General features: G+C 71.1%; 25 protein-coding genes and 3 pseudogenes. 15 read left to right on the top strand and 13 right to left on the bottom strand.

Translation table 11 applies throughout. The features are described 5' to 3' along the window. Positions 1-142: 142 nt before the first annotated feature. Both OG946_RS29350 and OG946_RS29355 read right to left on the bottom strand, forming a co-directional pair. Positions 143-307, bottom strand: a complete 165-nt coding sequence (locus tag OG946_RS29350; protein WP_326798972.1) for a hypothetical protein — start codon at positions 305-307, stop codon at positions 143-145. Between the two features lie 93 nt (positions 308-400). After that, complete coding sequence (locus tag OG946_RS29355; RefSeq protein ID WP_326798973.1) at positions 401-916, bottom strand: PadR family transcriptional regulator; 516 nt, start codon at positions 914-916, stop codon at positions 401-403. A gap of 95 nt (positions 917-1,011) precedes the next feature. Here OG946_RS29355 and OG946_RS29360 point away from each other — a divergent pair, with 95 nt between their 5' ends. Next, a complete protein-coding gene (locus tag OG946_RS29360; RefSeq protein ID WP_326798974.1) occupies positions 1,012-2,454 on the top strand; it encodes a carotenoid oxygenase family protein in 1,443 nt (480 codons plus the stop codon). Between the two features lie 237 nt (positions 2,455-2,691). Here OG946_RS29360 and OG946_RS29365 read toward each other — a convergent pair whose 3' ends face one another. The 5 genes from OG946_RS29365 to OG946_RS29385 all read right to left on the bottom strand — a co-directional run bounded on the left by OG946_RS29365 (position 2,692) and on the right by OG946_RS29385 (position 4,672). Then, positions 2,692-3,006 (bottom strand): DUF3618 domain-containing protein, encoded by a 315-nt coding sequence (locus OG946_RS29365; protein WP_326798976.1) that lies wholly within the window; start codon positions 3,004-3,006, stop codon positions 2,692-2,694. 84 nt (positions 3,007-3,090) lie between these two features. Then, a complete protein-coding gene (locus OG946_RS29370) occupies positions 3,091-3,264 on the bottom strand; it encodes a hypothetical protein (protein WP_326798977.1) in 174 nt (57 codons plus the stop codon). A 130-nt stretch (positions 3,265-3,394) separates the two neighbouring features. Beyond that, positions 3,395-3,616 carry a DUF6458 family protein gene (locus OG946_RS29375; protein WP_326798978.1) on the bottom strand — a complete coding sequence of 74 codons (222 nt, stop codon included), beginning with the start codon at positions 3,614-3,616 and terminating at the stop codon, positions 3,395-3,397. Between the two features lie 148 nt (positions 3,617-3,764). Continuing rightward, on the bottom strand, positions 3,765-3,947 hold the full coding sequence (locus OG946_RS29380) for a hypothetical protein (protein WP_326798979.1): 183 nt from the start codon (positions 3,945-3,947) through the stop codon (positions 3,765-3,767). 140 nt (positions 3,948-4,087) lie between these two features. Next, a complete protein-coding gene (locus OG946_RS29385; RefSeq protein ID WP_326798980.1) occupies positions 4,088-4,672 on the bottom strand; it encodes a TetR/AcrR family transcriptional regulator in 585 nt (194 codons plus the stop codon). A gap of 92 nt (positions 4,673-4,764) precedes the next feature. On the opposite strand from OG946_RS29385, the gene OG946_RS29390 reads away from it, so the two are divergent. Then, entirely contained in the window at positions 4,765-5,625 is an 861-nt protein-coding gene (locus OG946_RS29390; RefSeq protein ID WP_326798981.1) for an NAD(P)-dependent oxidoreductase, read from the top strand. A 32-nt stretch (positions 5,626-5,657) separates the two neighbouring features. Here OG946_RS29390 and OG946_RS29395 read toward each other — a convergent pair whose 3' ends face one another. After that, positions 5,658-6,185, bottom strand: a complete 528-nt coding sequence (locus OG946_RS29395; protein ID WP_326798982.1) for a LysR family transcriptional regulator — start codon at positions 6,183-6,185, stop codon at positions 5,658-5,660. 640 nt (positions 6,186-6,825) lie between these two features. On the opposite strand from OG946_RS29395, the pseudogene OG946_RS29400 reads away from it, so the two are divergent. After that, positions 6,826-8,510 (top strand): annotated as a pseudogene (locus OG946_RS29400) (carbohydrate-binding module family 20 domain-containing protein). 152 nt (positions 8,511-8,662) lie between these two features. Here the strand turns inward: OG946_RS29400 and OG946_RS29405 are convergent. Further along, a complete protein-coding gene (locus OG946_RS29405) occupies positions 8,663-9,646 on the bottom strand; it encodes a LacI family DNA-binding transcriptional regulator (protein WP_326800398.1) in 984 nt (327 codons plus the stop codon). A gap of 298 nt (positions 9,647-9,944) precedes the next feature. Here OG946_RS29405 and OG946_RS29410 point away from each other — a divergent pair. Both OG946_RS29410 and OG946_RS36230 read left to right on the top strand, forming a co-directional pair. Continuing rightward, a pseudogene (locus tag OG946_RS29410) lies at positions 9,945-12,560 on the top strand (family 78 glycoside hydrolase catalytic domain); the annotation flags it as partial. Positions 12,561-12,581: 21 nt separating this feature from the next. Further along, positions 12,582-12,956 (top strand): alpha-L-rhamnosidase C-terminal domain-containing protein, encoded by a 375-nt coding sequence (locus OG946_RS36230; RefSeq protein ID WP_442814653.1) that lies wholly within the window; start codon positions 12,582-12,584, stop codon positions 12,954-12,956. Positions 12,957-13,008: 52 nt separating this feature from the next. On the opposite strand, the gene OG946_RS29415 is transcribed toward OG946_RS36230, so the two are convergent. Beyond that, positions 13,009-13,827 (bottom strand): glycoside hydrolase family 16 protein, encoded by an 819-nt coding sequence (locus OG946_RS29415; protein WP_326798984.1) that lies wholly within the window; start codon positions 13,825-13,827, stop codon positions 13,009-13,011. A gap of 108 nt (positions 13,828-13,935) precedes the next feature. Between OG946_RS29415 and OG946_RS36235 the strand changes: the two are divergent. Then, a pseudogene (locus OG946_RS36235) lies at positions 13,936-14,157 on the top strand (hypothetical protein); the annotation flags it as partial. A gap of 88 nt (positions 14,158-14,245) precedes the next feature. Here the strand turns inward: OG946_RS36235 and larA are convergent. After that, positions 14,246-15,556, bottom strand: a complete 1,311-nt coding sequence (larA, locus tag OG946_RS29425; protein ID WP_326798985.1) for a nickel-dependent lactate racemase — start codon at positions 15,554-15,556, stop codon at positions 14,246-14,248. Between the two features lie 506 nt (positions 15,557-16,062). On the opposite strand from larA, the gene OG946_RS29430 reads away from it, so the two are divergent. Beyond that, the gene (locus tag OG946_RS29430) at positions 16,063-16,500 is read left to right on the top strand and encodes a cupin domain-containing protein (protein ID WP_326798986.1); all 438 of its coding nucleotides are present in this window, start codon (positions 16,063-16,065) and stop codon (positions 16,498-16,500) included. Positions 16,501-16,576: 76 nt separating this feature from the next. Here OG946_RS29430 and OG946_RS29435 read toward each other — a convergent pair whose 3' ends face one another. Continuing rightward, complete coding sequence (locus OG946_RS29435; RefSeq protein ID WP_326798987.1) at positions 16,577-16,879, bottom strand: hypothetical protein; 303 nt, start codon at positions 16,877-16,879, stop codon at positions 16,577-16,579. A 269-nt stretch (positions 16,880-17,148) separates the two neighbouring features. On the opposite strand from OG946_RS29435, the gene OG946_RS29440 reads away from it, so the two are divergent. Then, a complete protein-coding gene (locus OG946_RS29440) occupies positions 17,149-17,799 on the top strand; it encodes a hypothetical protein (RefSeq protein WP_326800399.1) in 651 nt (216 codons plus the stop codon). Positions 17,800-17,839: 40 nt separating this feature from the next. Here the strand turns inward: OG946_RS29440 and OG946_RS29445 are convergent, their stop codons facing one another. Then, positions 17,840-18,046 (bottom strand): hypothetical protein, encoded by a 207-nt coding sequence (locus tag OG946_RS29445; RefSeq protein WP_326798988.1) that lies wholly within the window; start codon positions 18,044-18,046, stop codon positions 17,840-17,842. Positions 18,047-18,459: 413 nt separating this feature from the next. Between OG946_RS29445 and OG946_RS29450 the strand changes: the two genes are divergently transcribed. The 7 genes from OG946_RS29450 to OG946_RS29480 all read left to right on the top strand — a co-directional run bounded on the left by OG946_RS29450 (position 18,460) and on the right by OG946_RS29480 (position 26,542). After that, positions 18,460-19,614 carry a hypothetical protein gene (locus tag OG946_RS29450; protein ID WP_326798989.1) on the top strand — a complete coding sequence of 385 codons (1,155 nt, stop codon included), beginning with the start codon at positions 18,460-18,462 and terminating at the stop codon, positions 19,612-19,614. 308 nt (positions 19,615-19,922) lie between these two features. Next, complete coding sequence (locus OG946_RS29455) at positions 19,923-20,786, top strand: alpha-L-fucosidase (RefSeq protein ID WP_326798990.1); 864 nt, start codon at positions 19,923-19,925, stop codon at positions 20,784-20,786. Between the two features lie 28 nt (positions 20,787-20,814). Further along, positions 20,815-21,540: a hypothetical protein gene (locus tag OG946_RS29460; RefSeq protein ID WP_326798991.1), complete on the top strand. Its 726-nt coding sequence runs from the start codon at positions 20,815-20,817 to the stop codon at positions 21,538-21,540. Positions 21,541-21,591: 51 nt separating this feature from the next. Further along, positions 21,592-24,555, top strand: a complete 2,964-nt coding sequence (locus OG946_RS29465; protein WP_326798992.1) for an alpha-L-fucosidase — start codon at positions 21,592-21,594, stop codon at positions 24,553-24,555. A 183-nt stretch (positions 24,556-24,738) separates the two neighbouring features. Continuing rightward, entirely contained in the window at positions 24,739-25,098 is a 360-nt protein-coding gene (locus tag OG946_RS29470) for a UBP-type zinc finger domain-containing protein (RefSeq protein ID WP_326798993.1), read from the top strand. Between the two features lie 18 nt (positions 25,099-25,116). Further along, complete coding sequence (locus tag OG946_RS29475) at positions 25,117-26,049, top strand: DUF5996 family protein (RefSeq protein WP_326798994.1); 933 nt, start codon at positions 25,117-25,119, stop codon at positions 26,047-26,049. 13 nt (positions 26,050-26,062) lie between these two features. Further along, positions 26,063-26,542 (top strand): VOC family protein, encoded by a 480-nt coding sequence (locus OG946_RS29480; RefSeq protein WP_326798995.1) that lies wholly within the window; start codon positions 26,063-26,065, stop codon positions 26,540-26,542. Positions 26,543-26,669: the final 127 nt, after the last annotated feature.

Below are 26,669 nucleotides of genomic sequence, written 5' to 3' on the forward strand. Positions count from 1 at the left end.
CGCGAACGGCACGGCGGGCTTCCGCGGGGACCGCAGACCTCGACGGCCAGGGTGGCATCCGCCGCGCCTACCCGGCCGCGTGCGCGACGAGTTCGGCGCCCTCACCGTGCCGGCCGCAGCTAAGTGATCGTCGTCCGGGTGATCAGCGCTGAACCTGACCCTGGCGGATGGCAATGGTGTACCGCCTTGCTGGGGCAGCCGCGCGCCAGTCTTCTCCTTCTTGACGCTCGTTGACGGAGAACGGCACGTTCTGCCCCGCGGCGAAGGTCTGCGGATCGGCACCGCGCGGGCGCTCCGGGAACTCCACCCCGCACCGGTACGGACTCGCCCCGCGGGCCCCGAGAACCGCGTACCACCAGCCGCATGACGTCCTCCTGTTCGGCGGTCACCGGCGGCGCGCTCAGCGTTCGCCGAGGATGGCGGGCAGCTCGTCCATCCAGGCCAGGACCCCTTCCTCGTAGCGGATGCCGAAGGCGAGGGTGGCCTCGGTGAAGCGGTCGGGGACGCCGTGGGCCTGCCTTTCCCGGTAGTCGGCGAGCCGCTTTTGGTGGACCGTGCGGTGGTCCGCGACGAATCCCATCAGCCGGTCGCGGTCCAGAGCGGAGCCGAAGGCGAGGGTGAGGAGCAGCGGGTAGCGGATCTGTTCGGCGCCGGGCGGCTCGGCGAGCCAGGTGCTGAAGGCGGCGCGGCCGGCGTCGGTGAGCCGGTACGGCTGCCGCGACCGGGGCCCTGCGGGGCCGGCCTCGACGAGACCGCGCTGGGCGAGTACGGCCAGTTCCCGGTAGACCTGGCTCCTGGTGAGGGTCCAGAAGTCACCGATGAGTTGCTGCGCGGTGTTCACCAGCTCGTATCCGCTGGCCTCCCCGGCGTGCAGGAAGCCGAGGAGCGATGCCGCGGTGGGATTGAGGTCGGCCATCAGGTTCTTCCCGGTTGACATTCCACTGTGGACGGTGTGCGATGGAGAAGCACGCACAGTCCACTGTGTCATGTCGCCGTGAGGAGGCGAAGGCGATGAACGTATCGGCCCACAGCATCGGGTTCCGCACCCTGGGCGACGAGACCACCATCGAGGAACTGCCGGTCAAGGGCGCGCTCCCCGGCTGGCTGGAGGGCAGCCTGCTGCGCAACGGCCCGGCCCGGTACGACGCGGGCGAACGGTCCGTACGCCACTGGTTCGACGGCCAGGCGATGCTGCACCGCTTCACCTTCGGCGGTGGTCAGGTCTCCTACGCCAACCGCTACCTCGACACCCCCGCCAACCGCGCCATGGCGGCGGGGCGGATCTCCTTCCGCGAGTTCGCCACCGACCCGTGCCGCTCGCTGTTCGCCCGTTTCTTCACCCGCTTCTCGCGCAAGCCCAGCGCGAACGCCAACGTCAACATCACCCGCTTCGGCGACCGCTACGTCGCCCTGACCGAAACGCCGCTGCCGGTGGCGTTCGACCCCGACACGCTGGCGACTGCCGGAGTGGTCGGCTACGACGACGCCTTGAGCGGGCAGTTGACCACGGCGCACCCGCACCAGGACCCGGCCACCGGCGACTTGGTCAACTACGTGCTGCACTTCTCGCGCACGAGTGAGTACCGCATCTACCGTCAGCCGTCCTCGGGCACCACCCGCGAGCTGATCGGCAGCCGCAAGGTCGCCCGCCCCTCGTACATGCACAGCTTCGCCATCACCCGGCGGCACGTCGTCCTGGCGGAGTTCCCGCTCGTGGTGAATCCCCTGAGCATCGTGCTCAGCGGCCGCCCGTTCATCGAGAACTACCACTGGGAGCCGGAGCGCGGTACCCGCTTCACGGTCATGGACTCCCGCGACGGGACCGTGCGCGGCACGTACGAAGGGCCCGCGTTCTTCGCGTTCCACCACATCAACGCCTTCGACGACGGCGATGACGTGGTGCTCGACATCTGCTCGTACGACGATGCCTCGATCATCGAGGCGCTGTATCTGGACCGGCTGCACGGGGGCGGCGTCATCCCGCTGGCGCGGCCGACCCGCTACCGGATCCCTCTCGGCGACGGCGCCGGCGGTGGGAGTGTCGGCGTGCAGCGGCTGTCGGAGGAGACCCTCGAACTGCCGCGCATCTCCTACGCGCGACACAATGGCTCCCCCTACCGGTATGCGTACGGCGTGGGCACGCGCGACCGCAGCAGTGCCCACTTCATCGACCAGCTCGTGAAGCTCGATGTGACCACCGGTGACACGCTGACCTGGTCGGAGGAGGGCTGCTACCCCGGCGAGCCGGTCTTCGTGGCGGCGCCGACGGCCGCGTCGGATGCCGCGGGTGAGGATGACGGGGTGGTGCTGTCCGTGGTCCTTGACTCGGCGGCGGGCACGTCGTTCCTGCTGGTGCTGGACGCCAGGACCTTCGCGGAGTTGGCGCGGGCGGAGGTGCCGCACGCGGTGCCGTTCGGCTTCCACGGCGTGTTCACCGGCCGCCGGCGCCCGTGAACCGGGGTTGACCGTTTCCGTTCGGTGCGGGGCCCGGCTGTGCGCCGAACGGGATGGCTCACCGGGAGGTGACCGGAGCCCGGGCAACGGCTTCGCGACGCACCTGCGGCGGCCCCGAGGGCCGCCGGCCCCCGGGCCCGGCGTGAGGGTCCCCCCTTGCCGAACGGACGACCTGGGGAGCGCCGGGCCCGGGAGGGCGACGTCGAAGAATCCGGTGCCGCCGGTTCGGCCGCCCGCTCAGCGGCCGTTGCCCCGGCTGCGGCGGAAGAGCAGGAAGACCAGCGCCAGCACCGCACCACCGACGACGCTCGCCGTCGGCACCGGGCGCTTCTTGCCCGTACGGGCCGCGCGCTCGGCCACACGGCCCGCACGGCCGGCGGCGTGGCGCACCCGGTCCGGCGTCTTGTCGTCGACGACCCGTCTGACGTCCGCGGCCCCCTTCCGGGCCCGGTGTTTCACGCCCGTCCTGGCGACCAACTCCTCGACGCCGTCACCCAGTCGGCCGCGAGCCGTCTCCACCTGCTCGCGCAACTTGTCCTGCGTGCTTGCCATGATGAATCGTCCTCTCCCTGATCTCGTCGAAACGCTTGCTCGGCGGCAGTTCCCCCGACGGCCCGGAGGCCGGCTCCCGCAAGGTCACCGGGACCCGGGCCTGCGCCACGGGAGCGGCACGTCGGCCCCCGGCACCGCTTCTCCCTCCGCCGCGGTGTGCGGCAGCGGGTCCGGCTCCTCGGTGCGGACCCGGGCGAGGTTGCGCAGCGCCGCCGCCGTTGCGGCGAAGTGGCCGCCACAGTTCCTCGCGCAACCCATCGTGCGGGCACGGATGAGGGGGCTCCCTCGTCGGTGAGCTGGTCCGATGGCATAAGCGTCGTCGGCTTGTCCGTCACGGAGGAGCGGGTACCACGCCTCGGCGGGTGTGAACACCGGTGGCCGTGCGCCGCTATTCGTAGTAGCGATGCCGCTCCTCGACGACGGCCTCGGTGGGAGGCGCGACCGCGCGGCGGCGGCGCTGCACGCTGGAGATGACGACCAGGCCGACGAAGCCGGCGAGCATCATGATCCAGCCCATCACCTGGACATCCAGACCGTTGACGTTCCAGTCGGTGGCAAAGGCGAAAATGCCACCTGCGGCCATCAGAAGAATGCATCCGCCAAGTCCCATGAGGCTGACCTCCGTTCATGGCGATGAGTGCGTTGCTGCCGCGTCCGGGTACCCACTCGACCGCCCCCGCACCCGTACAACCCACCCTCAGCAGCACACCCGCTATCAGGCCGGGCGGGCCGGCGGCTCGGCAGGAAGGGCAGGGGCGTCAGGCGGTGAGGTGGGCGCCGCCGTCTGTTTCGAGGACGGTGCCGGTGACGTTGGGGTTGGTTGCCGCGAGCACGATGGCCTCGGCGATGTCGGGTGCGGTGGCGATGCGCTTGGTGGGCAGGAAGCGGCTGCCTGGGCGAAGAAGCCCTCTCGTTCCCTGGCGGCGAGCCCGTCCCACCATGGCGTGTCGACGCGTCCGGGGGAGAGGCATTGATCCGGATGGGTGTGAGTTCGGTGGCCAGCGGCTGGAACGCCTAGCCGTCCAGCGAAGACAGCCCACGCCGCGGGCCCTGCCCCACGTCCCTTACCCACCGTCAGCGGTTACGGGCGATAGGAGCGGACCAGACGGGCCAGGTGCGTCCCGGCGAGGTCCAGGGGCGTCGTGCTCCGGGTGATCTGGGCGGTCATCTCGGCACCTTCGAAGGTGCTGACCACGGTGTGGGCAAGGTCACTCGCGGTGCCTTCGTCTATTCCGGCGGCCGTGAGCTTGTCGCGGACGATGCCGTGCCAGTTCGCGAAGGCGCGCTCGGCGGCGTCGCGGACTTGCGGAAGGCGGCGCGCGCTCGCCAGGGCGGTGGTGGTGACGGGGCATCCGTCCATCCACTCGGAATCGCGCATGCCGGTGGCGAGTTCGCGGGCGCAGGTGACCATCGCGTCCGCCGGGTCGTCCTCGCGTCCCATGGCGGTGCGCAGCAGGTCCGCGAACTCGCGGTCGCCGTGGCCGATCGCCTCGACGGCCAGCTCGACCTTGCCGCCCGGGAAGAAGTGGTACACCGAGCCCAGCGTGGCCTCGGCTTCCCGCGAGATGTCCTTGAGGCCCGTCCCCTCGTAGCCCTGCCGCTGCATCAGCCTCGACGTAGCGCGGACGATGCGGTCCTTGGTGCCGACCTCGTGCTTGGTTCGCATACGGCACAGAGTACTGGATAGAGCGTTCGTTCTAGTGACCTGCTATGGTCGCCGCAGTAGATAGAACGCTCATTTTAGTCGTGGGAGTCGTCATGCCTGAAACATCCGTCACCGTCGTCGGCCTGGGCCCCATGGGTCATGCGATGGCCTCCGCCTACCTCGACCGCGGGTACGAGGTGACCCTGTGGAACCGCACGGCCGCCCGTGCGGGCGGTCTGGTCGCGCGCGGCGCCCGGTTGGCCGGCAGCGTCGAAGAGGCTTTGCGCGCCAACGAACTGGTGGTGCTCAGCCTCACCGACTACGACGCCGTGTACGCGATCCTCGAACAGGCGCCGCAGGCGCTGAACGGGCGCACCGTCGCCAACCTCACCTCGGACACCCCGGCAAAGGCGCGCACGACCGCCGCATGGCTCGCCGAACGCGGCGCCGTACAGATCACCGGAGGCGTCCAGACCCCGCCGTCGGGAATCGGCAGCGCGGATGCGGCGACGTACTACAGCGGCCCCGCCGACGCGGTCGCACGGCACCGGGCGGCCCTCGAAGTGCTGACCGGCATCGAATACCTCGGCGAGGACCCCGGCCTCGCGGCGCTGTACTACCAGATCGGGATCGACATGTTCTGGACCGGTCTTGTCGGCTACCTGCACGGGCAGGCGGTGGCCGCGGCGAACGGCATCTCCGCCGAACAGTTCCTCGAACATGCGGTGAAGACCATGGACTTCACGTACTTCCTGGAGTTCTACGCACCACGCATCGACGCCGGGAACCACGAAGGCGACGTCGACAACGTCGGCATGGCCGTGGCCAGCCTGACGCATGTCGTGCACACAGCCGAGGATTCGGGCGTCGACGCATCCGTCCTGACCGCGGTTCTCGACCTGTTCCGCCGCGGAGTCGCCGCAGGCCGCGAACGCGGCAGCCTGACCAGTCTCGTGGAGGTGCTCAAGCGGTAGTTCGCCAACGAAGCCGACGCGGTCAGGGTTTTTCACGCAACTCTGTGCACGGGGCCAAGGCGGATTCCGCACGGCGTATCCGTGATGTCCACCTCTCCGGAGGCCAACGCCTCGTACTGGGTGACGAAGTTGAGGCCGCGTATCCCGACGGTCAGTCCAGGCTGCCGTCTGTGCAATTCATCGAGGCTGGCGCGGGTTTGCGGCATCGCGGGCTCGGCCGCGAGTATGCCGACCACGACGCGTTCGGAGACCTCCCGCGACCGGGCCTCGGCAGCGCGGCGCAGCTCGGCCATGGCGTCCGTCACCGCCCGCACACGGGGTAGCAGTGCACGCCCGGCAGGGGTCAGCTCGACGGCGCGGGAAGTGCGGTCGATCAGCTGGACCCGCAGGTGCCGTTCCAGGGAGCGGATCTGCTGACTGAATGCCGGCTGGGTCATGAACAGATGCGCCGCGGCACGGCCGAAGTGCAGTTCCTCTGCCAGGGTGAGGAACAGCCGGAGCTGATGCGTGCTCGGGTCCGTGTTCCCGTTCGATGGGATCCCCACGACCGGTGCAAGCACACGGGCCAGGGCCCGTGTACCCGGCGTCCCACGCGGCGGGGGCACCGATCTGCGGCACGCTCTCCTCCAGCAGGAGTTCACGCCGGTCCGTCCGGGGGGATCACGTACAACCCGTCCTCGCTCTGCTCGGTGAGGAACCGGATCTTCTTGCGGCCCGCGGCCCGGCTGCATCAACGCCGGGCTGAAATTTCTTGCGGCAATCCCTGCCGTTGGCCCGCACCGCGCGATCTCGACTCCGGCGGGAGCTGCACGTTCAAGGGAAGGGGCGGCAGCGGGTGGTGCCTGGATGTCTTCTCCCAGGTGGCGGCCGTTTTCTGCTGGTCCGGGGCGGGAGGCGAGCGGCCCGGCGTCCAGGTCCGCGGCCAACCCAGGCCGGGATTCCGCCGCGTTCGCGGTCGCGGGCGTCGGCTCGGCGGCTCGTGTCAGCGAACGTGTCAGAACCCTTGACCGGCTTCGGGGGCGGCTCTACGTTCCCCTGTGCAATCTCTTGCAGAGAGCTTGCAAAGGGTGTGCCCCGGGCTGTCGGGCATGGCGCGTTGCCTTCGCGGCCTCAACCCGTCCACTCCCAGGAGGAGCCTTGTTCGCTCGTCGTCAACGCAGACACGGAACTCCAGGCTGGAAGAGGTCCATCGGCGCGTTCATGGCCGGCCTGATCGCCGTCTCCGGCAGCGTCCTCTCGATGACCGTCACGACCCCCACGGCCCAGGCGGCACCGCCCGGGTCCAAGGACGTCACCGCGGTGATGTTCAACTGGCGATTCGACTCCATCGCCCGCGAATGCACCCAGCGTCTGGGCCCGGCCGGCTACGGCTACGTCCAGGTCTCCCCGCCCCAGGAGCAGATCCAGGGCGGCCAGTGGTGGACCGCCTACCAGCCCGTCAGCTACCGCATCGAAAGCCGCCTCGGCAATCGCGACCAGTTCCGCAACATGGTCGGCACCTGCCGCAACGCGGGGGTCGGCGTCGTGGTGGACGCGGTGGTCAACCACATGTCCGCCGGCTCCGGCACCGGCACCGCGGGCTCGAACTACACCAAGTACGACTACCCCGACGCGCCCTACAGCGACTGGGACTTCAACGACTGCCGCCGGCCGATCGGCGACAACTACGGCGACCGCGGCAACGTGCAGAACTGCGAGCTGGTGGGCCTGGCCGACCTCAACACCGGCAAGGACTACGTCCGGGGCCGTATCGCGGGCTACCTCAACGACCTGCTCTCACTGGGCGTGGCGGGCTTCCGCATCGACGCGGTCAAGCACATCCCGGCCGGCGACCTCGCCAACATCAAGTCCCGGCTCACCAACCCGAACGTCTACTGGAAGCAGGAGGCGATCTTCGGAGCCGGCGAGCCGATCCTGCCGGACGAGTACCGGGGCACCGGCGACGTCCAGGAGTTCCGCTACGGCCGTGACCTGAAGCGGGTCTTCGAGAACGAGAACCTCGCCTACCTGAAGAACTTCGGCGAGGGCTGGAACTACATGCCCTCGGGCGGCAGCGCCGTCTTCGTCGACAACCACGACACCGAGCGCAACGGCTCCACCCTCAGCTACAAGAGCGGCGCCAACTACACCCTGGCCAACGTCTTCATGCTGGCCTGGCCCTACGGGTCTCCCGACGTCCACTCCGGCTACGAGTTCAGCAACAACGACGCCGGCCCGCCCAACAACGGCGCGGTCAACGCGTGCTACCAGGACGGCTGGAAGTGCCAGCACGCCTGGCCCGAGATCGAGTCCATGGTCGGCTTCCGCAACGCCGTCCGCGGCCAGGGGGTCACCAACTGGTGGGACAACGGGGGCGACGCGATCGCCTTCGGCCGCGGCAGCCAGGGCTACGTGGCCCTCAACCACGAGTCCGGTTCCCTCACCCGTACCTTCCAGACCTCCCTGGCCGCCGGCACCTACTGCGACGTCCAGAGCGACCGTGCCGTGACCGTCAACGGCTCCGGTCAGTTCACCGCCACCCTGGGCGCCGATACGGCGCTGGCCCTGCACACCGGCGCACGGGACTGCGACGGCGGCGACCCCGACCCGGTCGGCGGCGCATCCTTCAACGTCAACGCCACCACCCAGCCCGGCGAGAACATCTACGTGGTCGGCAGCATCCCGCAGCTCGGTGACTGGAACCCCGCCCAGGCGATCAAGCTCAGCAGTGACAGCTACCCCGTCTGGAAGTACCGGCTCTCCCTGCCGGCCGCACCACGTTCCAGTACAAGTACATCCGCCGCTGGGACGGCCAGACCGGCGTGACCTGGGAATCCGGCTCCAACCGCCAGGGCGCCGTCCCCACCGGCGGCTCCCTCACGCTCCACGACACCTGGCGCAACTGACAACCCCGCCCCCGACCGGCCGGTGCCCTCCACCCGGGGGGCACCGGCTCCAAGGCGCCGGACCGCAGTGGCCCCGAAGCCGAGAGGCGGTGGGCTTATGACGGGATTCAGCGGACAAAAAGGGTTATCCCGGGCAGGCGGCCCGGGATCCCTCAGGCAGGTGGCGGTGCCGTGCTGGCCCGCACCACGAGCGTGGGCTCGACCGCGAGGCGCCGGGGGCTGCTGCCCCGGGGCTCTATCTGTTCCAGCAGCAGCGTCACGCAGTGCCGGCCCACCACGTCGAAGTCCTGGTGCACCGTGGTCAACGGCGGCTCGAAGAACGAGGCTTCGGGAACGTCGTCGAAACCCGCCACGCTGATCTCGTCCGGCACGGACCGACCCGCCTCGTGCATCGCGCGCAGGACGCCCAGCGCCATCTGGTCGTTCGCCGCGAACACCGCCGTGGCGTCGGGAATCTGCACCAGGGTCCGGCCGGCGAGGTAGCCGGACTTGGCGGTCCAGTCCCCCCACAGCGCAGGACGTACCGGCGCGCCGGCCGCGACGAGCGTCCGCTCCCAGGCTTCGGCGCGGCGCCGGGCGGCGAAGGAGTCGGGCGGGCCGCTGACGTGGTAGACGCTGCGGTGGCCCAGTTCCAGCAGGTGGTTGACCACGCTCTGGGTGCCGCGGGCCTGGGCGAAGTCCACGGTCGCGTACGCGTGGCCGGTGTCGCCGTCGGCGACGACCACCGGCATCGTGGACGGCAGATGCAGCGACGGGGTGTCGAGCACCCGCGACTCGACCAGCACGATGCCGTCGACGGACTGGAGCATGAGGTGCTGGAACGCCTGCCGCACCGCGGCTTCGGTCTGCGCCCTGATGCCCATGAAGTTGACCGAGAAGCCCGCCTCCCGCGCCGCGTCGGCGATGGCGCCGAGCGTACGGGCGTTGCCGTGCGCGCCCACGTCGAAGCTGACCACGCCGATCGCCCCGAACTTGCCCGTGACCAGCGCACGCGCCGCGGCGTTGGGGCGGTAGCCCAGCTCGTCCATCGAGGCCAGCACCTTCGCGCGGGTCGTCTCGTCGACGTTGTCGTGGTTGTTCGCCACGCGCGAGACGGTCTGCGAGGACACCCCGGCGTGCGCCGCGACCTCCGCCATGGACGGCCACTTGCGGGGCGGGCGCGAGCGGGGCGTTCTCGTGACCTTGTCCGCCACCTTCGACCGCTCCTTCCCCGAAGCCTCGGGGGCGCACTCACGGTACGTCCCACCCTTGTGAATGTTGACGTCAACAAGGTTCGCGGTCAAAAGCGGCGACTGCAGCCGTCCGCATCCTTGACATGCTCCCACCCCCGCCGCACACTTCCGGCTACGCCATGTTTACGAAAACATTTCGTGATCAACCGGCTGACGACCGGCGCCGACCAGTCGTGGACACCCGGTCGAGTTCGGCTGGCAGTCGGCGCTGCGCCGGCAGGGCGCGTACAAGATCGAGGTGACGCGCCTCGGCGCGGACCGCCCGGTGTGGGCGACCGGCAAGGTCGAGTCGGCGCAGTCGTCCGCCGTGCGCTACGCCGGTCCCGCGCTCCGGACGGGCGAGCGCTACCGGTGGCGCGTGCAGGTCTGGGACGAGAACCGCCGGGCCTCCGGGTGGTCCGAGCACGCTTCGTTCGGCACCGGTCCCGGCGCCGACTGGGGTGATTCGGCGCCCGTGTGGCCCCGCCGGCCGGCCGGTGAGAAGTGGACCGACTACCGCGTCGATCTGACGCTTACGGTCACCCGTACCGCGCTCGGCGTGCGCTTCCGGTCGCCGGACGCGAAGAACGGCTACATGTGGCAGTTCCGGGCGGCAGGCGCGGCCAACCCCAACACCCTGGTGCCGCACATCCAGACGGACGGCACGTTCCGTGCCGGCTCACCGGTGCCGCTCGGGGCGGAGCTGAAGACCGGCACCGAGCACCGGGTCAGCATCGAAGCCGTCGGCTCCACCCTCACCACCTCCCTCGACGGCCGCGTCGTGGACCGCCGCACCGACACCGCCTTCGCCGAGGGCGTCATCGGCTTCCGCAACGGCGGCAGCGAGACGGGCGTCGTGGACGACGTCCGCGTCACCGACCTGACCGGCTCGGGTGACGGCGCCGAGCTGTACCGCAACGACTTCGACGACCCCGCGGCGGGCTTCCCGTGCGGGACCGTCGAGAACGGGGCGCTCAGCCTCGGAACGGGCGTCGACTGCCTCAACGTCAACAGGGCCGACGACTGGGCGCTGTTCCGCAACGACTTCTCGCTCGCGCCGGGAAAGAAGGTCGCCTGGGCCACCGTCTTCGCCACCGGCTCCGCCTTCTCCAGCGCCAAGCAGTACGTGTACAAGATGTACCTGGACGGGGAGTTCGTCGGGCTCGGCCCGACGAGCCCGACCGGCGACGAGGTCCGCTACGACGGCTTCGACCTCACGGACCGGCTCCGCGCACGCGGCTCGCACACGCTGTCCGCGATCGCCTACGCCACGAAGGACCGGCGCTTCCAGGCCCACGTGATCGTGCGCTACACCGACGGCACCACCCAGACCCTCGGCACCGGAGCCGGCTGGCAGGCCAGGACCGGAAGTGACATCTGGACGTCGACGGACAGCATCGGCACGAACTACTGGTACGCGCCCCAGGAAGACGTCGACATGGCCGCGTTCCCCGACGGGTTCGAGAAGCCCGGCTTCACCGGCCCCGGCTGGACCGCCCCCGAGGTCAAGGAGCCGTTCGACAAGCTCGCCCCCACACCGTTCGCGAAGGTCGAGGAGCAGACGCACGCCCCCGAGAAGATCGTCGACCTCGGCGGCGGGGACTACTTCGTCGACTTCGGCCGCACCTGGATGGGCGGCGTGCGGCTCACCCTGGACGGCCGGCAGGACCAGCAGGTCCGGCTGCGGTTCGGCGAGGAGCTGTCGGCGCCGCACACCGCCCGCTACCGGATGCGTACCGGCAACACGTACGAGGACGTCCTCACCCTCCGAGACGGCCGGCAGACCGCCGGCACCTGGGGCATGCGCGTCTTCCGCTACCTGAACATCGTCGACTCGCCCGTCCCGATCACGGAGGAGAACCTGAGCGCACTCGCCCTGGTCTACCCCTTCGACCGCGACGCGGCCGAGCTGACCTCCTCCGACCCCGACCTCGTCAAGGTCTGGCAGTTCACCAAGGACACCATCGAGACCGCCAACCAGAACTTCTTCACCGACTCCTGGACCCGCGAACGCACCAACTACGAGGCCGACGCCTACATCCAGTTGCTGTCCAACCTCCACCTCACCGAGGACCCGACGCTCAGCCAGTACTCCATGGACTACTTCGAGGAGAACCGCACCTGGCCGACCGAGTGGCCGATGTACGTGATCAGCGCCGTGTACGACACCTGGCAACGCACCGGCTCCACCGCCCAGATCGAGCGCGCCTACGACACGCTCAGGCCCAAACTGCTCGACGAGGACTACGACCCGGTCACCGGCACCATCGTCCAGCGCGACGCCATCGTCGACTGGCCCGACAGCCAGCGCGACGGCTACCGGTTCACCGACCGGAACACCGTCCTCAACGCCCTCGCGTACAGCAACTACCGGCAGATGGAGACCATCGCCCGGGAACTCGGCCACGTCCGGGACGCCGAGGACTTCCGGACGAAGGCCCGGACGATCCGCGACGCCCTGAACACCCGTTTCTACGACCCGGGACAGGGCGCGTACGACGACGGGCTGGACAAGGACGGCGTCCCGACCGGTCACCGTGCCGTGCACGCGAGCGTCTTCCCGGCCGCCTTCGGAGTCCCCGCCGACGCAGACCAGCGCGGCGCCGTCGCGGACTACATCGCCTCCCGGGGCATGGCGTGCAGCGTCTACTGCTCCGGGTTCCTGCTGGAGGCCCTGTACGACGCCGATCACGGTCAGGACGCGCTCGACCTGCTGACCTCCTCCGGCACGAACGGCTGGCTGCACATGCTCGACATCGGCGCAGGCGCCACCGGCGAAGCCTGGGACCCCGGCCAGAAGGCCAACATGACCTGGTCGCACCCCTGGGCGACGGCCCCCGCCTACGTCATCCCACGCGACATGTACGGCATCGAACCCACCTCGCCGGGCTACGCGACCTTCCGGGTCAAGCCGCAGACCGGCGACCAGCGCTTCGGTTCCGTCACGCTGCCGACCGTCAAGGGCACCATCGGCGTCTCCTTCCACCGGTCCGGCGACCGGCAGGATCTCGGCGTCCGCGTACCAGGCAACACGACGGGGACGGTCGGCGTGCTCGCACCCGAGGGCCATGAGGGAGCGGTGGTGTTCGTCGACGGCAGACCCGTCCGGGGCGAACGCGACGGCGACCGCATCGCCGTGCGGGTGGGCGCCGGCTGCCACGTCGTCAGTACCTCGTGGACGGCGAGCATGCGCGACGACGACCGGCTGACGGGCATCTGCCGCAGGGGGGACTGAAGCCCGCGCCGCGCGGGAGCCGCCGCCCCGGCCCGGCTCCCGCGCAGCGCTGTCAACCGTTGTCGGCGCGGCCCACGTAGACGTTGCGGGCGCGGAAGTACGTGTCCCCGGACGGCCCCGACGACCCGGACGAGCCCTCCATCTGCAGGTTGAGGATGAGGTGCATCGGGGCCCCGACGAAGTTCGAGCCGCGGTGCTGCCCGACCCAGGTGCCGTCGAGGTAGTAGTGGATGTCGACGTCGGCGCCGTTCACCTTGGCGATCCAGGCCCGGTATCCGTGCCAGGCGCCGGGGTCGGAAACCGGGACGACGGTGTTCTCCCATCCGCCGTCGTAGGTGTTGAACCAGTTGCGGGCGTCGCCCTTGTACTCCAGGATGTCGCTCTCCGGCGGCCAACTGCTGGCGCCGGTCAGCCAGAACGCGGGCCAGGTGCCGCGCGCGGACGGCGCCTGGAACTCGCCCTTGACCTCCCACTGCGGGTACCGGTCGGACACCGTGAGCCGCAGCTTGGAGTGGATCGCTCCGGAGTGGTAGCGGATCGGCAGGTAGGGGTCCTTGCTGCTGTTGCCCTCGTTCCAGCCGATGCGCGACGCCTTGAGAACGAGGACGCCGGACTCCAGGTAGACGTGGTTGTGGTCGGCGGCGCCGGCGTACATCCGGGCGGTGCCGTTGTGGTCGGAGCCCCACGGGTAGAGGTAGTTCCAGGTGGACTCCAGTGCGCCGTAGTCGGCGAAGGTGCCGGTGCCGATCACGGTCTCCCACGCGAGCGGGGCGGCGGGTTGCGCCACGGCGGGACGGGCGGCGGCCAGGCCGGCGCCGCCGGCGAGCGCGGCACCGGAGGAGAGCAGGAACGTGCGGCGGCCGAGCGGCATGGGGGTACCTCTCCTGCGGGTCGGGGACAGGTTGTCGTACGCGGCGCGGAGGTGCGTACAGCACCGGCACCATCAGGATGTTTACGCAAACAGGCCCCGCGGTGGAGTGTGCTCGGCCATCGGGTACGCGTCAAGCCCCGTGGCGGCGGCCGGCGCCCGGGCGCGAGCCGGCCGAGGTCGCCGTCCTCTTCGACTGGGACTCCTGGTGGACCAGCGAGCGGGCTGACCGGCACCCTGTGGTCCGATCAGATCACGCTCACCGACCCCGCCACCGAGGCTCTCGCCCACTACCGCTCGGGCGACTTGGCGGGCCGGCCCGCCGTCACCTGCCGCCGTACCGCGGCCGGTTCGGCCGCCTACGTCTCCACCCGGCTCGGGGCCGCCGCCCTGTCGCCGGCCTGCCGCCGGCCAAGACCGGTCAGCGCCCGGCCGCCGGCGGCGGGGCATCCGGCGCCGGTGCCAGGTAGGGGATGGTCTGGGGGCCTTCGGGAAGGACGCACAGCCGCGCCCGCGGTCCCGCGGTGGCGAGGGCGCGCGCGACGGTGCCGGAGATGTCGCGGGTCTGGCGCAGGTGCGCGGTGGCGAGTTCGTCGTCGCCGAGGTAGCCGGTGTGCATCAGCACGTCGGTACGTGCCTGGATGCGGGCCTGGATCTGGACCTGCCACTGGTCCGGCACCGTCTCGCCGGCCGATCGGGCCTCGATCGTCTCCAGCAGCCGTTGCGGCGAGGGCTCGGAGGCCAGGACGGCCCGGTACGAGCCGTGGTCGGGGAAGCCGTCGCGGCACTCGGCGGCGCACACGATCGTGCCGCCGGGGCGGGTCACCTGGTACGCCGCCGACATGCCCTTGACCGCCTGGTAGAGGTTCTGGTCCAGCGGGAAGCCGGAGTTGGTGGTCACCACCACGTCGAAGGGCCGCGGTACGGGCCGCATGGTCAGCCGTCCGGCGGCGGCGGTGGCCGCGGCGTGCATGGGCAGCAGGTCACCGCCGAAGGCGGCGACGATCTGCTGGTCCCGGTTGAGGATGACGTCCAGGGCGTACGTCACGCCGGTGGCCTCGGCGATGGCGCGTACGTCGTCGTGGACGGGATTGCCGTGGATGACGCCCCAGGTCGCCCGGGGGCTGGCGATGCGGGCGGCGTCGTGGAGGGTCAGCACGGTCTCCAGCGCGGCAAGGCCCGGGGCGACGAGCTTGGGGCCGCCGGAGAACCCGGCGAAGAAGTGCGGCTCGACGAAGCCGGTGGTGATCCGGACGTCCGCCCGCAGCCACGCGGAGTTCAGCCACACCGGGACGCCGTCCCCGAGGGTGCCCGCCCAGGTCAGCTCCTCGCGGTCGCGGGCGTCGTGGTTGACGATCCGCACGTGGTCGACGATCTCGTCGCCGAGCATCCGCCGCAGCTCGGCGTCGGTGTTGCCGCGGTGGGTGCCGGTGGCGACCAGGATGACGACGTCCTCCGGGCGGATGATCCCGTCGAGTTCGGCGAGGACCGCGGGGACCATGAGGTGCCGCGGCTGGGGGCGCGTGCCGTCGCACACCGAGATCGCCACCGTCTGGCCCGGCCGGACGCGCTCGCGCAGCGGCGGCCCGGCGACGGGATTCCGCAGGGCGGCGGCGAGGACCGCCGCCTGGTCCGGCGCCGCGTCGTGGTGGACGGGGCGTACGACGGTGGTCACGGCCGGGTCGACGTCGATGTCCAGCCCATTCGTACCGTAGGCGAGGCGGACTTTCATGGCCGGCGTTCCTCCAGGGGCGTATCGCTGCCCGGTGGCCGGTCAGCAGCGTGCGGGGGGTGGGGCCCGGCGCTGACGCCACCGGCCCCACCCGCTCGGGGGTCTTCACGATCGTCTTCCCCGGGGAGGGGCGGTCAGCCCTTCCCGGAGTCTCCTGCCTGCGGACCCACCCGGGCTTACGTGCCGAACGCCCCCCAGCAGGTCCGGACTGCCGTCCCAGGCCCCCTGCTTGGCGTCGCTCCCCGGTTCGGCGTCCGCCACCGCCGTCGAGGGCGAGCCCGCTGGTGACGTTGCGGAGGTGGAAGTACGTCTCCGGGTGGAACCCGACGGTCGCGACGTGAGGGCGTCGGTCCGAGTCCGCCGGGGGTTTCGGAGCCGTGAGGCCAGGCGATGACGTGTTCCGATGGGTGCCCGGGGCTCGGCCCTGGGCTGCGCCGTACCGGCGGTTCGCCGGCGCCGCGTCTTCCGCGGGCGGCGAGGGCCGTCCCGAACGTAAGGACATCGACATGAGCAAGCGGATGCGAGTGGGAATGGTCGCGGCTGTCGCCGCGACAGCAACACTGGCGGGTGTGGCCACGGCCGGGGCGACACCAAGTGGCCCTGGCGTGACAGGAAAGACCATTGCGCAGACGACGGTGGGCGGCAAGGACTACCTCTTGCGCCAGATCACCATCCCTGCGGGTCAGAGCACCGGCTGGCACTTCCATGACGGCACTCTGTACGGCTACGTCGAGAAGGGAACGCTCAGCCACTTCGACTCCACGTGCAAGTCCGACGGTGTCTACGAGGCGGGAAGTGCGTTGACCGAACCTTCCGGTGCACAGAACGTCCACATCGGGCGCAACCTCGGCACCACACCCGTCGTCCTGGACGTGCTGTATGTCCTCCCTCACGGTGCACCACTGTCGGAGGATGCCCCCAACCCCGGCTGCGACTTCCAGTAGCCAAAAGGTCTCACCGGCGTACGGAGGGGCCGGGGCGGCTGGCCGACCCGGGTGTGGAGCGGCGTGAGCAGGTGGTTCACGAGGGGTCCTTCGGCGGTGGCCGGTAGATCCACACCGCATCCTGGCCGCCGCAGCCCCGGCACTCGGTGATGTCCTGAGCGTTCGCACGTCCGCCCCTGTGCAGGCGATCGCGGAGGAAGACGACCGCCGACGAGTAGCCCTCGAAGCACGTCAGGCAGTAGAAGTCCGCAGCGGACACGGCGCGCGTTTCGGGGGAGTCCTCACCGAACGCCGCTGACATGGCGCCGAACAGCCGACTCATGTCGTCGATGCTCAGGCCGGCGATCGTCGTCTTCAGCAGCGCGGTCTTCCCCGCCACCGCGTCTTTGCTGAAGGCGTCGAAGTCCTCATGCAGAGGGTACGGGCGGCCGTTGACCCGCAGCGACCGGGCGGCCGGTTGACCCGCCTCCCCGGCTCCCTCGGGTGGGGGTGGGAGGAGATCGGGTTCACCAGGGGCCCGCTCACCGCCGAACATGACGAACAGCCCTCCCGCATCGTCGGATGTGTTGGCAACGACGGAGGAACTGGCGCAGATCCGCGAGCTGCTGACCGGGCCGGCCGGGCTGCCGGGGGCTGCCCGTCGCGGAGCTGCACCGTGCGGCGCGCGGCGTCTACGAGCGGCTGCCACCCGGTCGCTCCGACGTCCTGCGCGCCTTCGAGCATCTCCTGGAGGCGAACGCGCAGTCCGACGGACTGCTGCCCCGCATGGTCTACGTCGAGCACGTCGCCGCGTTCGCGCCCGCCGTGTCCGCCGGCCGGCTGTGCGACTGGAACACCGCGGTGGCGACGGCGCTCGGCCTGCTCCCCGCGTGGGAGGAGCTGCGCCGCACCCTGGCTCCCGTGCCGGCGTCCGCCGGCGAGCCGACCGCCTACCTCGCCATACAGGTCGAGTGGTTCGACGTCGAGACGGACGAGTACGTGCTGTCGTCCTGGACGAAGGAGGACGCGTCGTCGTCCGCCGTCCCCGGTTTCGCCCACTACCGGTGTACGGGCGAGGAACTGGAGAGCGCCGTCGCGGAGGTCATCGCCGACGGCGAGGACACCCTGGCGAGCCTCGACATCCAGGTCCAGGTGGAGTTCCTGCTGGAAATTCGATCAGATGCACGACGCCGTTCCTCCCCGAGTGCCGCCACGGCAGCGAGGACCCAGCGTAGAACCCCGTCCCGCACCCGGACACGTCTCCACGGATCCTCTCGCCGGCTTGTCGGAGGACGGAAGGCTGTCCGGTGCGGTCGATGACCCGGCGGGCCGCCGTCCGCCTGGGCGGTCTCCGGTTCCGTCATCGGGTGGGGCCGAGAGCGGTGGCCAAGGCGTCCTTCAGGGTCCGGGTGACCGGGAAGCCCTCCGCGCGGAGGGCGGTGCCGGAGTGCAGCCCGCTGGCGTAGAGCACGCAGCGGGTGCCGACGGCCGCCGCCGCGCGGGCGTCGTCGACGCTGAAGTCCCGCCATGTCGCGGGCGTGAGCGGTGCCGTCGTGAAATCCGTCATGCGGTGTCCCTTCCTTGCTGCCGTGAGGTCCGAAACCCGCGGCAGCGGGACGGGGTCCGGAGCCGCTTGCGCAGGGCCAGGGCGATCGGCAGGGTCGCCAGTGCCGGCACGATGAGGTGGCCGAAGGCGTTGACGCGTCCCGAGGTCCAGGACGCGTCCCGGCAGAGCGGCCGCAGGGTGGCCTCGCCCCGGCCGTGTGCATACGGAGGGGTGGCACCGTTAGCCCTGTTGGGCCAACCGCCGCCGGGATCGGGGCCGGGCGCGGCCGGTCGATAGTTCCCTTGCGGTGCGCGCTCTCCGCGCAGGGGCCGGTACGGCCCGCCGGCTCCTGCCGGTCCGTGCCGGCAGCGTGAGTGACGCCGCCTGCCGACGCGTGCGATGCCCTCCGCAGCCCTCGACTCCTGGAGCCCAGGTTGTCCCACCCGCCCTCTGGCCACCTCCACCGTGACGGCCCGGCCGTCCAGGCCCGGCCGAGCCCGGAGAGTCACCTCCGGGCAGCCTTCCCGCGCGTACAGCAGTACCTCGACGAGCTGATCGACCGCTGCTACGCGGTCCCGCACCCGATGCTCCACGCCTCGCTGAAGACGCTCGTCGCCCGCGGCCGGCGCGATCCCCAGGAGTTCTCCCTGCCCCTCCTCGTGCACGCGGCGATCCGCGGCGGCACCGGGCCCGCCGAGCCGGTCGCGGCGGTGCACGCGCTGTGGTGGCGGGCGGCCAACGCGCTCGACGACGTGGTCGACGGAGACGCGGGCCCGCGGACGTACGGGATGGACGGGAGCGCCGCGCTGACCGCCGCCCTGGAGTGCGGCTACGGACTGCCGCTGCGCGTGCTCGCCACCCTGCCCGCGCCGGAGCCGCTGCGCCGCGCCCTGACCGCCGACTACCTCGAAAGCTGGACCGCCGCCACCGACGGGCAGCTCGGCGACCTCCTCAACGAGCCGGGCGAGGTGGGGCCCGACGAGGTGCGCGAGGTCTACCGGAAGAAGAGCGGCGCGGTCTACGCCATGGCCTGCCTCCTGGCCGCCCGGGTGGCGCACGGCGCCGGGTCTGCCGTGGCCGGGCCCGAAGCGGACCAGGTCGCGGCGTGGGGTGAGTTCGGCGAGGTCCTGGGGATCCTGGCGCAGCTCCGCAACGACCACGACGACCTGCGCGACGGCACCGGCGCGGACCTCCGGAACGGGACGGCCACCTACCGCCTCGCGCAGTTGCTGCACCGGCCGGACAAGACGGAGAGGGAGCGGGTGCGGCTGCTGTTCAGCCGGGCCGCCGTCTCCGAACCCCACCACCGCGAGCTGACGGAACTCCTCAGGTCCCCGGACGTGCTGCGCCCGTGCAACCGGCTCCTGGCCGACCTGCGCCACCGCGCTCACGCCCTGCTGGACGTCCTCGCTCCCGCTTCCCCCTTCACCACCCTGCTGCGTGCCCGGGTCGACGCGGAAGCCCGTCCGCTCGACGTACGTGAGCAGCAGGAACGCCCCGCCGCCGCCCCGCCGTCGGCGGACCCCGGCGGCACCCCGGTCGCCCCCCGCCCCCGCGCCGCACCCGGTGGGGAGGCAGGGGCGGACTGACGACCGGGGCCCCTCACGCTCGTCCGGCGCTCCGACCGCGCCTCGTGCCGTTCCGCAGGGAGGCCCGGCGGCGGTCAGGAGCCGTCCGACGGCAGGTGCGCCCGGCGCCGGTCCCGCAGTGACTGTTGTTTTCTGATTGCTTCTGTGGGATATCTGAACGACCGATGCGTGCGTGCTGCATGAGTCAGACCTCCGACTAATGCGTCCCAAGTCGGGCTGTTTGCCCCGTACTTGATGACGACGTAGCCCATTGACATCCGATGAAACCGCCTTTACGTTCCTCCGCGATCCCCTGACAGGAGAGTCGGATGTCTGCAACGTTCGGGCGGCGCGGCGTGCTCGCGACCGCGCTCGGCGTACCCCTCGTCGTCACGGCCGGCTCCGCCGCGGGGGCGGCCGGCGGCGGGCCGCGGGCAGCGCACGGGTCGGTGACGGGCCCGGACCCGCGGCAGGCCGGCGACAAGCTCGCCTCCCTGTGGTTCGGCATGTTCGTGACCCGGGAATTGCAGCCCGGCCTGCTGGTCAACGACCGGGGCTACGCCACCATGGGCTTCGAGCCGAAGCCGGCCACCCTCGCCGGGGACTACAGCACACCCGAGCACCGCGTCGGGGCGTTCGACCCGATCCGGCCGTGGGAGTCGTGCCTCACCATCACCCCGCCGCACTGGTCCTGGCAGCCCGGCCGGCCGCACTCCGACTTCACGACCGTGGTCAAGACCCTCGTCGCGGCGGCCGTCGGAGACGGCAACCTGCTGCTCAACGTCCCGCCGACGAAGACCGGTTACCTGGAGGACGGCGTCACCGCGACGCTGCGCGAGGTCGGTCAGTGGATGGCGGAGTACGGGCGGGAGGCGATCGTCGGGACGCACGGCGGGCCGTACCGCGCGAGCGGCATCGGCGGGTCGACGTACCGCGGCAGCACGGTCTACGTACACCTCACCGACGACCTCAGGCCGGCCAGGCTGCGGCTGCCCCGCCTCAACGCCCGGGTGCGGTCCGTCAGGACCTTCGACGGAAGGGCCGTGCCCTACACCGAGGACGAGAAGGGCGATCTGCTTCTCGATCTGCGTACGTTCACCAAGTCCACGCCGGACATGATCCTCAAGCTCGCCGTCGACCGGCCGCTGACCGTGGAGTTCGTGACCCGCACGGCGATCGCGTGGGACTCCTGACGCCCACGCCACCGACGAGGAGGCTCCTGTGAACAGGCACAAGCGCACCTCCCTGACCACGCTCGGCACCGCTGTCCTGGCGGTGACGACCCTGCTCGCGGGCCAGGCGCACGCGGCGGTCATCTGGGACGGAGACGCCTCCCGCGGTACCGGCGTCTTCGCCCACATCGGCAGCAACTGCGCCGCGCCCGGCAGCGTGACCGCGGTCGCCGACACCGCGCGGGGCGACGTGTGGCGCTTCCGCAAGCCCGCCGGCTCCGACCGCTGCGAGAGCCGCGGCATCGCCGTCGGCGGTACGGACTACACCTTCGCCAACGGCGGCACGTACTACCTGGGCTGGACGAGCAAGCTGTCGGCCGCGGTGGACAACAACGCGGTCTTCCAGTGGAAGTCCTACGGCGACCACCTGCAGAACTGGCCGGTGGTGCTCAAGATGATCAACGGCAGGCTGACGATGATCCAGCGGCAGCCCGACGGCACCGTGGACACGATCTGGTCCCGCCCCTTCGCGGCGAACTCCTGGAGCCACATCGTCGTCGGCCTCCACCTGTCCGACGAGACCCGCGGCGGCTGGGTCGAACTGTGGATCGACGGAGCCAGGCAGACCTTCAGCGACGGCACACAGCGGTGGGCCTGCCGCACCTTCGACGCCGAGAACCACCCGAAGTGGGGCGTCTACGGCGCCGGATCCTCGGCTGTCGACCACTACGTGGACGCGCTGAAGGTCGGGACGTCGTACGGGGACGTGGACTGAGTGGGGGAGAAGCGCGAAGGCCAGGTTCCGAGGACCCGAGGAGTGACACACATGGCAGCACGGCTTTCACACCGCGGCCGGCGAAGAGCACCGCTCTCCCGCTGGCGCGCCCTGTTCGTGGCGCTCGTCCTGGCGCTGGCCGCCGGCCTCCTTGCCGCCCCGGCCACCCAGGCGGAGGTCCAGCATCCGCGGCAGGAGTGGCTCCGCGACTCCACCGCCGGCCTCTTCCTGCACTGGGGCATGTTCACCGCGCCCCGGCACCTCGACTGCGAGGAGTGGGAGCGCGACGTCACCGGGGGCGGCTGGTCGGCGGACTACTGGGTGGACGAGGCGAAGAAGCTCGGCGCCTCGTACATCGTGCTGGCGACCTTCCACAGCCGGCTCGGCTACGCCCGCCCGTGGCCGTCGAAGATCCCGGGCAGTTGCGCCACGGAGCGCGACCTGCTCGGCGAACTCGTCGCGGCCGGGCAGGAGAAGGACGTCAAGATCATCATGTATATGACCGACGACCCCCAGTGGCACAACGAGCAGGGCGTCGAGACGCTCGACTCGGCCGCGTACTCCGCCCACAAGGGCCGGGACGTGGACCTGACCACCCGCCCAGGGTTCGGCATGTACAGCTACGACCTGTTCTTCGAGCTGATGGAGAACTACCCCGGCCTGGCCGGCTTCTGGATCGACAACGACAACGAGTACTGGGAGGAGAACGGCCTCTACGAGCAGATCCGCGAGCGGCGTCCCGACTGGCTGCTGAGCAACAACAACGAAGACACGCCGATCATGGACACCGTCAGCAACGAGCAGAAGACCGGTATGACCCCCTCGTACGACTACCCGTCCGCCGTGACCGTGCCCATGCCGCGGCTGACGGAGGCGGACTACAAGCTGCCCACCACCGGTAGCTGGTGGTACGACGGCGGCGACCACGAGGTCGACGCCCGGCTGAGCACCGGCCGGTACATCACCAACGCCGGCGCCTCGATGAAGTCGCTCATGGCCGAGACCCCGATGGTGAACGGCAAGATGCCGCCGCAGCAGGAGGAGTTCAACGACTTCATGGGCCGGTGGGTCGAGCCCGTCAGGGAGTCGGTCTACGGCGTCGAGGGCGGCGGCTACATGTACGGCGGCATGCAGCCGGGCTTCTGGAACGACGGCGCCCACGGCGTGGTCACCGTCGGCCGGGGCGACGGCGGCACCCGTACCCAGTACGTCCACGTGCTCACCCGGCCCCGTACGGACTCCGTCCGGCTGCGCGACAACGGCTATCGCGCGACCGCGGTGACCGACCTGCGCACCGGCGAGGAGATGCGCTTCAGCCAGTCCGGCGGCTACCTGTCGATCCTGGACATCCGCGACTGGGACCCGTACGACACCGTCTTCAAGGTCACCACCGACGGCCGGCAGCCCTACTACGACGCCGCCGGGGTGACCGCCACCGCCTCCTCCGCACGCGCCGGCCACCCGGCCGCCGACCTCACCGACGGCGACTACGAGACCTACTGGGACAGCGACGCCGAACTGCCCGCCTCCGTCACCCTGGACCTGGGAGCGCGCAAGCCCGCCACGGCGCTGGCGGTCAACCAGCGCGAGTGGTCCCCGACGCACGCCCGTACGACCTTCGGCCGCCCCGAGGACTCCGCGCGCATCAAGGACTACCGCGTCTACGCCAGCGACGACGGCAAGCACTTCAGGCAGGTACGCGCCGGGGCGATGCGCAGCGCCCGCGGGGTGCAGGTCGTCGACATCGGCGACCAGCAGGCCCGTTACCTCAAGCTGGAGGTACGCAGCCTCTGGGGCGGCCCGCAGGCCCCGGAGTTCTTCGGCCAGTTGCGCGTCGACGAGATCCAGGTGGCCCACGGCCGCCCGGCGGCCACCCCCACCGCGCTGCCGCTGGAGGCCGAGGCACGGGACAACCGCCTCCAGGGCGGGGCCCGTGCGGCGGGGTGCGACGCCTGCTCCGGCTCGCGGCACGTCGCCGGGCTCGGCGGCGGGGAGCGCAGCTCCGTCACGTACCACGACGTCCGCGCCCCCGCGGACGGCGACTACCGCCTCCAGCTCGACCACACCGCGGGCGGCGACTCGTCGCTGTCGGTGAGCGTCAACGGCGCGGCGCCGGTCGGCGTCTCCGTCGCCGGCAGCAACGCGGAGGTGCCGGAGAGCACGGCGGTCTCCGTACCGCTGAAGGCCGGGGCGAACACGGTGAAGGTCTTCAGCACCGACCGCCGGGGCCCCGGCCTGGACCGGATCTCGGTCGGCCCCCTGCCCCCGGCCTCGTACCGGCCGAAGACGACGCTCACCGTCCGCCCGCACGGCCTGCAGTGGGCCGGCGCCGGGCAGCGCTCGACCACGGTCACCGCGCAGCTCCGGCTGGACGACGACGAGCAGCTCACCGACGTCCGCCTCGCGCCGCGGCTGCCGGCCGGCTGGACGGCGGAGGGCGGGCCGGCCACGGCCTCGTCGCTGCGGCTGGGCCAGACGCTTGAGGCGAGCTGGACGGTCACGTCACCGCCCGGGCAGGACATCGGCTCGGCGGACATCCCGGTGGCGGCGGACTTCGACGTGCTCGGGCGCGGCGAGAGCGTGTCGGACGAGGTGTCGCTGCGGACGCTGCCCGGGGACCGGGCGTGGATGCGGGAGGCGGAGGACTCGGCGAACGACCTCGGCACGACGGGAATCACCGGGTGCGGCCCCTGCTCGGGCGACGAGAAGGTCCGCAACATCGGCGGCAGCGGGGGGGCGTCGGTGGTCTTCCCGGACGTGAGGGTGGCCGAGGGCGGTGAGCGGACGCTGTACATCGACTACACGGTGAACGGCACGCGCACGTTCGAGGTGAGCGTCAACGGCGGCCCGCCGGCGGAGGCGACGGTGACGGACATCGGCAACAACACCCCCCGCACGACGTCGCTCCCGATCACCCTCCAGCCGGGCACCAACACCCTCAGAATCGGCAACGCCACAGACGCCGCCCCAGACCTCGACCGCCTCTCCCTGGGCAACGGAGGAGGCACGCCGTAGGCCCCCGGGCCGGGAGCAGCACGACGCATGGCCCTGTGGGGGTACGGGCTCCGGTCCGTACCCCCACACAGGCGGGCTGAGCTGCGACTTCGCGACGGGCCTACAGGTCCGCCCGGCGGTGCGGTGGCACTCGAATGGGTCTCTCGGGAGGCTTTGGCCGGACCTCGCGCGCAGCATGGGGGTATGGATGCCGAGCGGATGTCTGGGATCGATCCTGCCTCCAGCCCCAGTGGCGAAGGGTGTGCCGGGTGTTTGGCCGGGGAGGGGCCCGGGTGGTGGTTTCACCTGCGGCGGTGTGCCGCCTGTGGGCGGATCGGGTGCTGTGACTCCTCGCCCTCGCAGCACGCCAGCCGGCACGCGCGGGAGAGCGGGCACCCGGTGCTGACCAGTTTCGAGCCCGGCGAGGACTGGTTCTGGAACGCCGACACCGGGCAGTTCGTCGACGGGCCCGCGATGAGCCCGCCGCACGCGCACCCCGACGGGCAGCCCGTGCCGGGGCCCGCGGGGAAGGTTCCGCAGGACTGGCAGCAGCACCTCCACTGACGCGTCCTGGAGCTGTCGATGACGAATGTGCTTCCCACCGCCGACCCGTGGCCGGCGCTGCGCGTCGCGGACTGGGCGGACACCCGCGAGACCCTGCACATGTGGACCCAGATCGTCGGGAAGGTCCGGCTGGCGCTGGCGCCGATGGTCAACCACTGGTGGCAGGTGGCGTTCTACGTCTCCGCCCGCGGACTGACGACGTCCGCGATCCCCGGCCGCCGCACGTTCGACATGGAGTTCGACTTCGTCGACCACCAGTTGCGGCTGCGCACCACCGCCGGAGCCGTGGAGACCGTCGCGCTGGAGGCGAAGCCGGTCGCCGACTTCTACCGGGAGACGATGGCCGCCCTGGAGCGGGCCGGGGTCGACGTCTCCATTCTGGCCCGCCCGGTCGAGGTGGATGTGGCGATCCCGTTCGCCGAGGACCGTACCCACACCGCGTACGACCCCGCGCACGCGCACGCCTTCTGGGGCCAGTTGGTGCAGGCGTCGCGGGTGCTGAGCGAGTTCCGGTCGCGCTTCATCGGCAAGGTCAGCCCCGTGCACTTCTTCTGGGGCGGCATGGACATGGCCGTCACGCGGTTCTCGGGACGCACCGCGCCCGTCCACTCAGGCGGCGCCCCCAACTGCCCGGACTGGGTGATGACCGAGGGCTACTCGCACGAGCTGAGCAGCGCCGGCTTCTGGCCGGGCGGCGACGGCGAGGGCATGTTCTACGCGTACGCCTATCCGGAGCCGCCGGGCTTCAGCGACCATCCGGTCCCGGCCGGTGCCTACTCGCAGGAGTGGAAGCAGTTCCTCCTGCCGTACGAGACCGTACGCACCGCCGCGGACTCCGACGCCCTGCTGCTGGGCTTCCTGCAGTCCACGTACGAGGCGGCCGCCCTCCACGGCGACTGGGACCGCGCCGCCCTGGAGGACGACCCCGTCCGCCGGGCGGGGCCGCGCTGACAGAGGGAGAGCCATGACCGACCGGAAGCCGGCCATCGACCTGGAGAACCTGCCCGCCCCCGAGACCGGGATGGTCGTGACGCTCTTCCTGACCGTCCGGCGCATCGCCCGCTCCCGGGCCTTCTACAGCGAGGTCCTGGGCGGGCAGGTGGTCCTTGAGGAGAACCCCTGCATCGTCAAGCTCGCCAACTCGTGGGTGATCATGAATCCGGGCGGCGGCCCGACCCCCGACAAGCCGGATATCACCGTCGTGGACTACGAGCCCGGCGACACCGTCTCCAGCTTCATGAACCTCCGCGTCGCCGACATCGACGCGGTCTACCGGGAGTGGAGCGCGAAGGGAGCCACCTTCGTCACGCCGCCCATCGACCGCGGGGCGGAGAAGCGCTGCTACCTGCGCGACCCCGACGGCTATCTGATCGAGGTGGGGCAGGCCACCGGCATGCTCGAAGGCATCTTCGCGAAGAAGCGCCCCGAGGACCTGCCAGGCTGAACGAGCCCACCGGGGCCCCGGGTCGACCCGCCGGTGCGGGACGTCGCTGCCGCCGATCGGGTGAACACCGTGTCCGCCGTCGGAGTGGCGGGGGCGCCGGTGACCCGTCCGGCCCAATCATGTGGGC

This window comes from Streptomyces sp. NBC_01808 (assembly GCF_035917395.1).
Taxonomy (GTDB): domain Bacteria; phylum Actinomycetota; class Actinomycetes; order Streptomycetales; family Streptomycetaceae; genus Streptomyces.

Bases quoted from the DNA above. Each gene is read 5' to 3' on its own strand.
- OG946_RS29355 (WP_326798973.1), bottom strand. From the start codon at position 916: ATGGCCGACCTCAATCCCACCGCGGCATCGCTCCTCGGCTTCCTGCAC.
- OG946_RS29360 (WP_326798974.1), top strand. From the start codon at position 1,012: ATGAACGTATCGGCCCACAGCATCGGGTTCCGCACCCTGGGCGACGAG.
- OG946_RS29365 (WP_326798976.1), bottom strand. From the start codon at position 3,006: ATGGCAAGCACGCAGGACAAGTTGCGCGAGCAGGTGGAGACGGCTCGC.
- OG946_RS29370 (WP_326798977.1), bottom strand. From the start codon at position 3,264: ATGGGTTGCGCGAGGAACTGTGGCGGCCACTTCGCCGCAACGGCGGCG.
- OG946_RS29375 (WP_326798978.1), bottom strand. From the start codon at position 3,616: ATGGGACTTGGCGGATGCATTCTTCTGATGGCCGCAGGTGGCATTTTC.
- OG946_RS29380 (WP_326798979.1), bottom strand. From the start codon at position 3,947: ATGGTGGGACGGGCTCGCCGCCAGGGAACGAGAGGGCTTCTTCGCCCA.
- OG946_RS29385 (WP_326798980.1), bottom strand. From the start codon at position 4,672: ATGCGAACCAAGCACGAGGTCGGCACCAAGGACCGCATCGTCCGCGCT.
- OG946_RS29390 (WP_326798981.1), top strand. From the start codon at position 4,765: ATGCCTGAAACATCCGTCACCGTCGTCGGCCTGGGCCCCATGGGTCAT.
- OG946_RS29405 (WP_326800398.1), bottom strand. From the start codon at position 9,646: ATGGCGGAGGTCGCGGCGCACGCCGGGGTGTCCTCGCAGACCGTCTCG.
- OG946_RS36230 (WP_442814653.1), top strand. From the start codon at position 12,582: ATGTACGGCATCGAACCCACCTCGCCGGGCTACGCGACCTTCCGGGTC.
- OG946_RS29415 (WP_326798984.1), bottom strand. From the start codon at position 13,827: ATGCCGCTCGGCCGCCGCACGTTCCTGCTCTCCTCCGGTGCCGCGCTC.
- larA (WP_326798985.1), bottom strand. From the start codon at position 15,556: ATGAAAGTCCGCCTCGCCTACGGTACGAATGGGCTGGACATCGACGTC.
- OG946_RS29430 (WP_326798986.1), top strand. From the start codon at position 16,063: ATGAGCAAGCGGATGCGAGTGGGAATGGTCGCGGCTGTCGCCGCGACA.
- OG946_RS29445 (WP_326798988.1), bottom strand. From the start codon at position 18,046: ATGACGGATTTCACGACGGCACCGCTCACGCCCGCGACATGGCGGGAC.
- OG946_RS29455 (WP_326798990.1), top strand. From the start codon at position 19,923: ATGTCTGCAACGTTCGGGCGGCGCGGCGTGCTCGCGACCGCGCTCGGC.
- OG946_RS29465 (WP_326798992.1), top strand. From the start codon at position 21,592: ATGGCAGCACGGCTTTCACACCGCGGCCGGCGAAGAGCACCGCTCTCC.
- OG946_RS29470 (WP_326798993.1), top strand. From the start codon at position 24,739: ATGGATGCCGAGCGGATGTCTGGGATCGATCCTGCCTCCAGCCCCAGT.
- OG946_RS29475 (WP_326798994.1), top strand. From the start codon at position 25,117: ATGACGAATGTGCTTCCCACCGCCGACCCGTGGCCGGCGCTGCGCGTC.
- OG946_RS29480 (WP_326798995.1), top strand. From the start codon at position 26,063: ATGACCGACCGGAAGCCGGCCATCGACCTGGAGAACCTGCCCGCCCCC.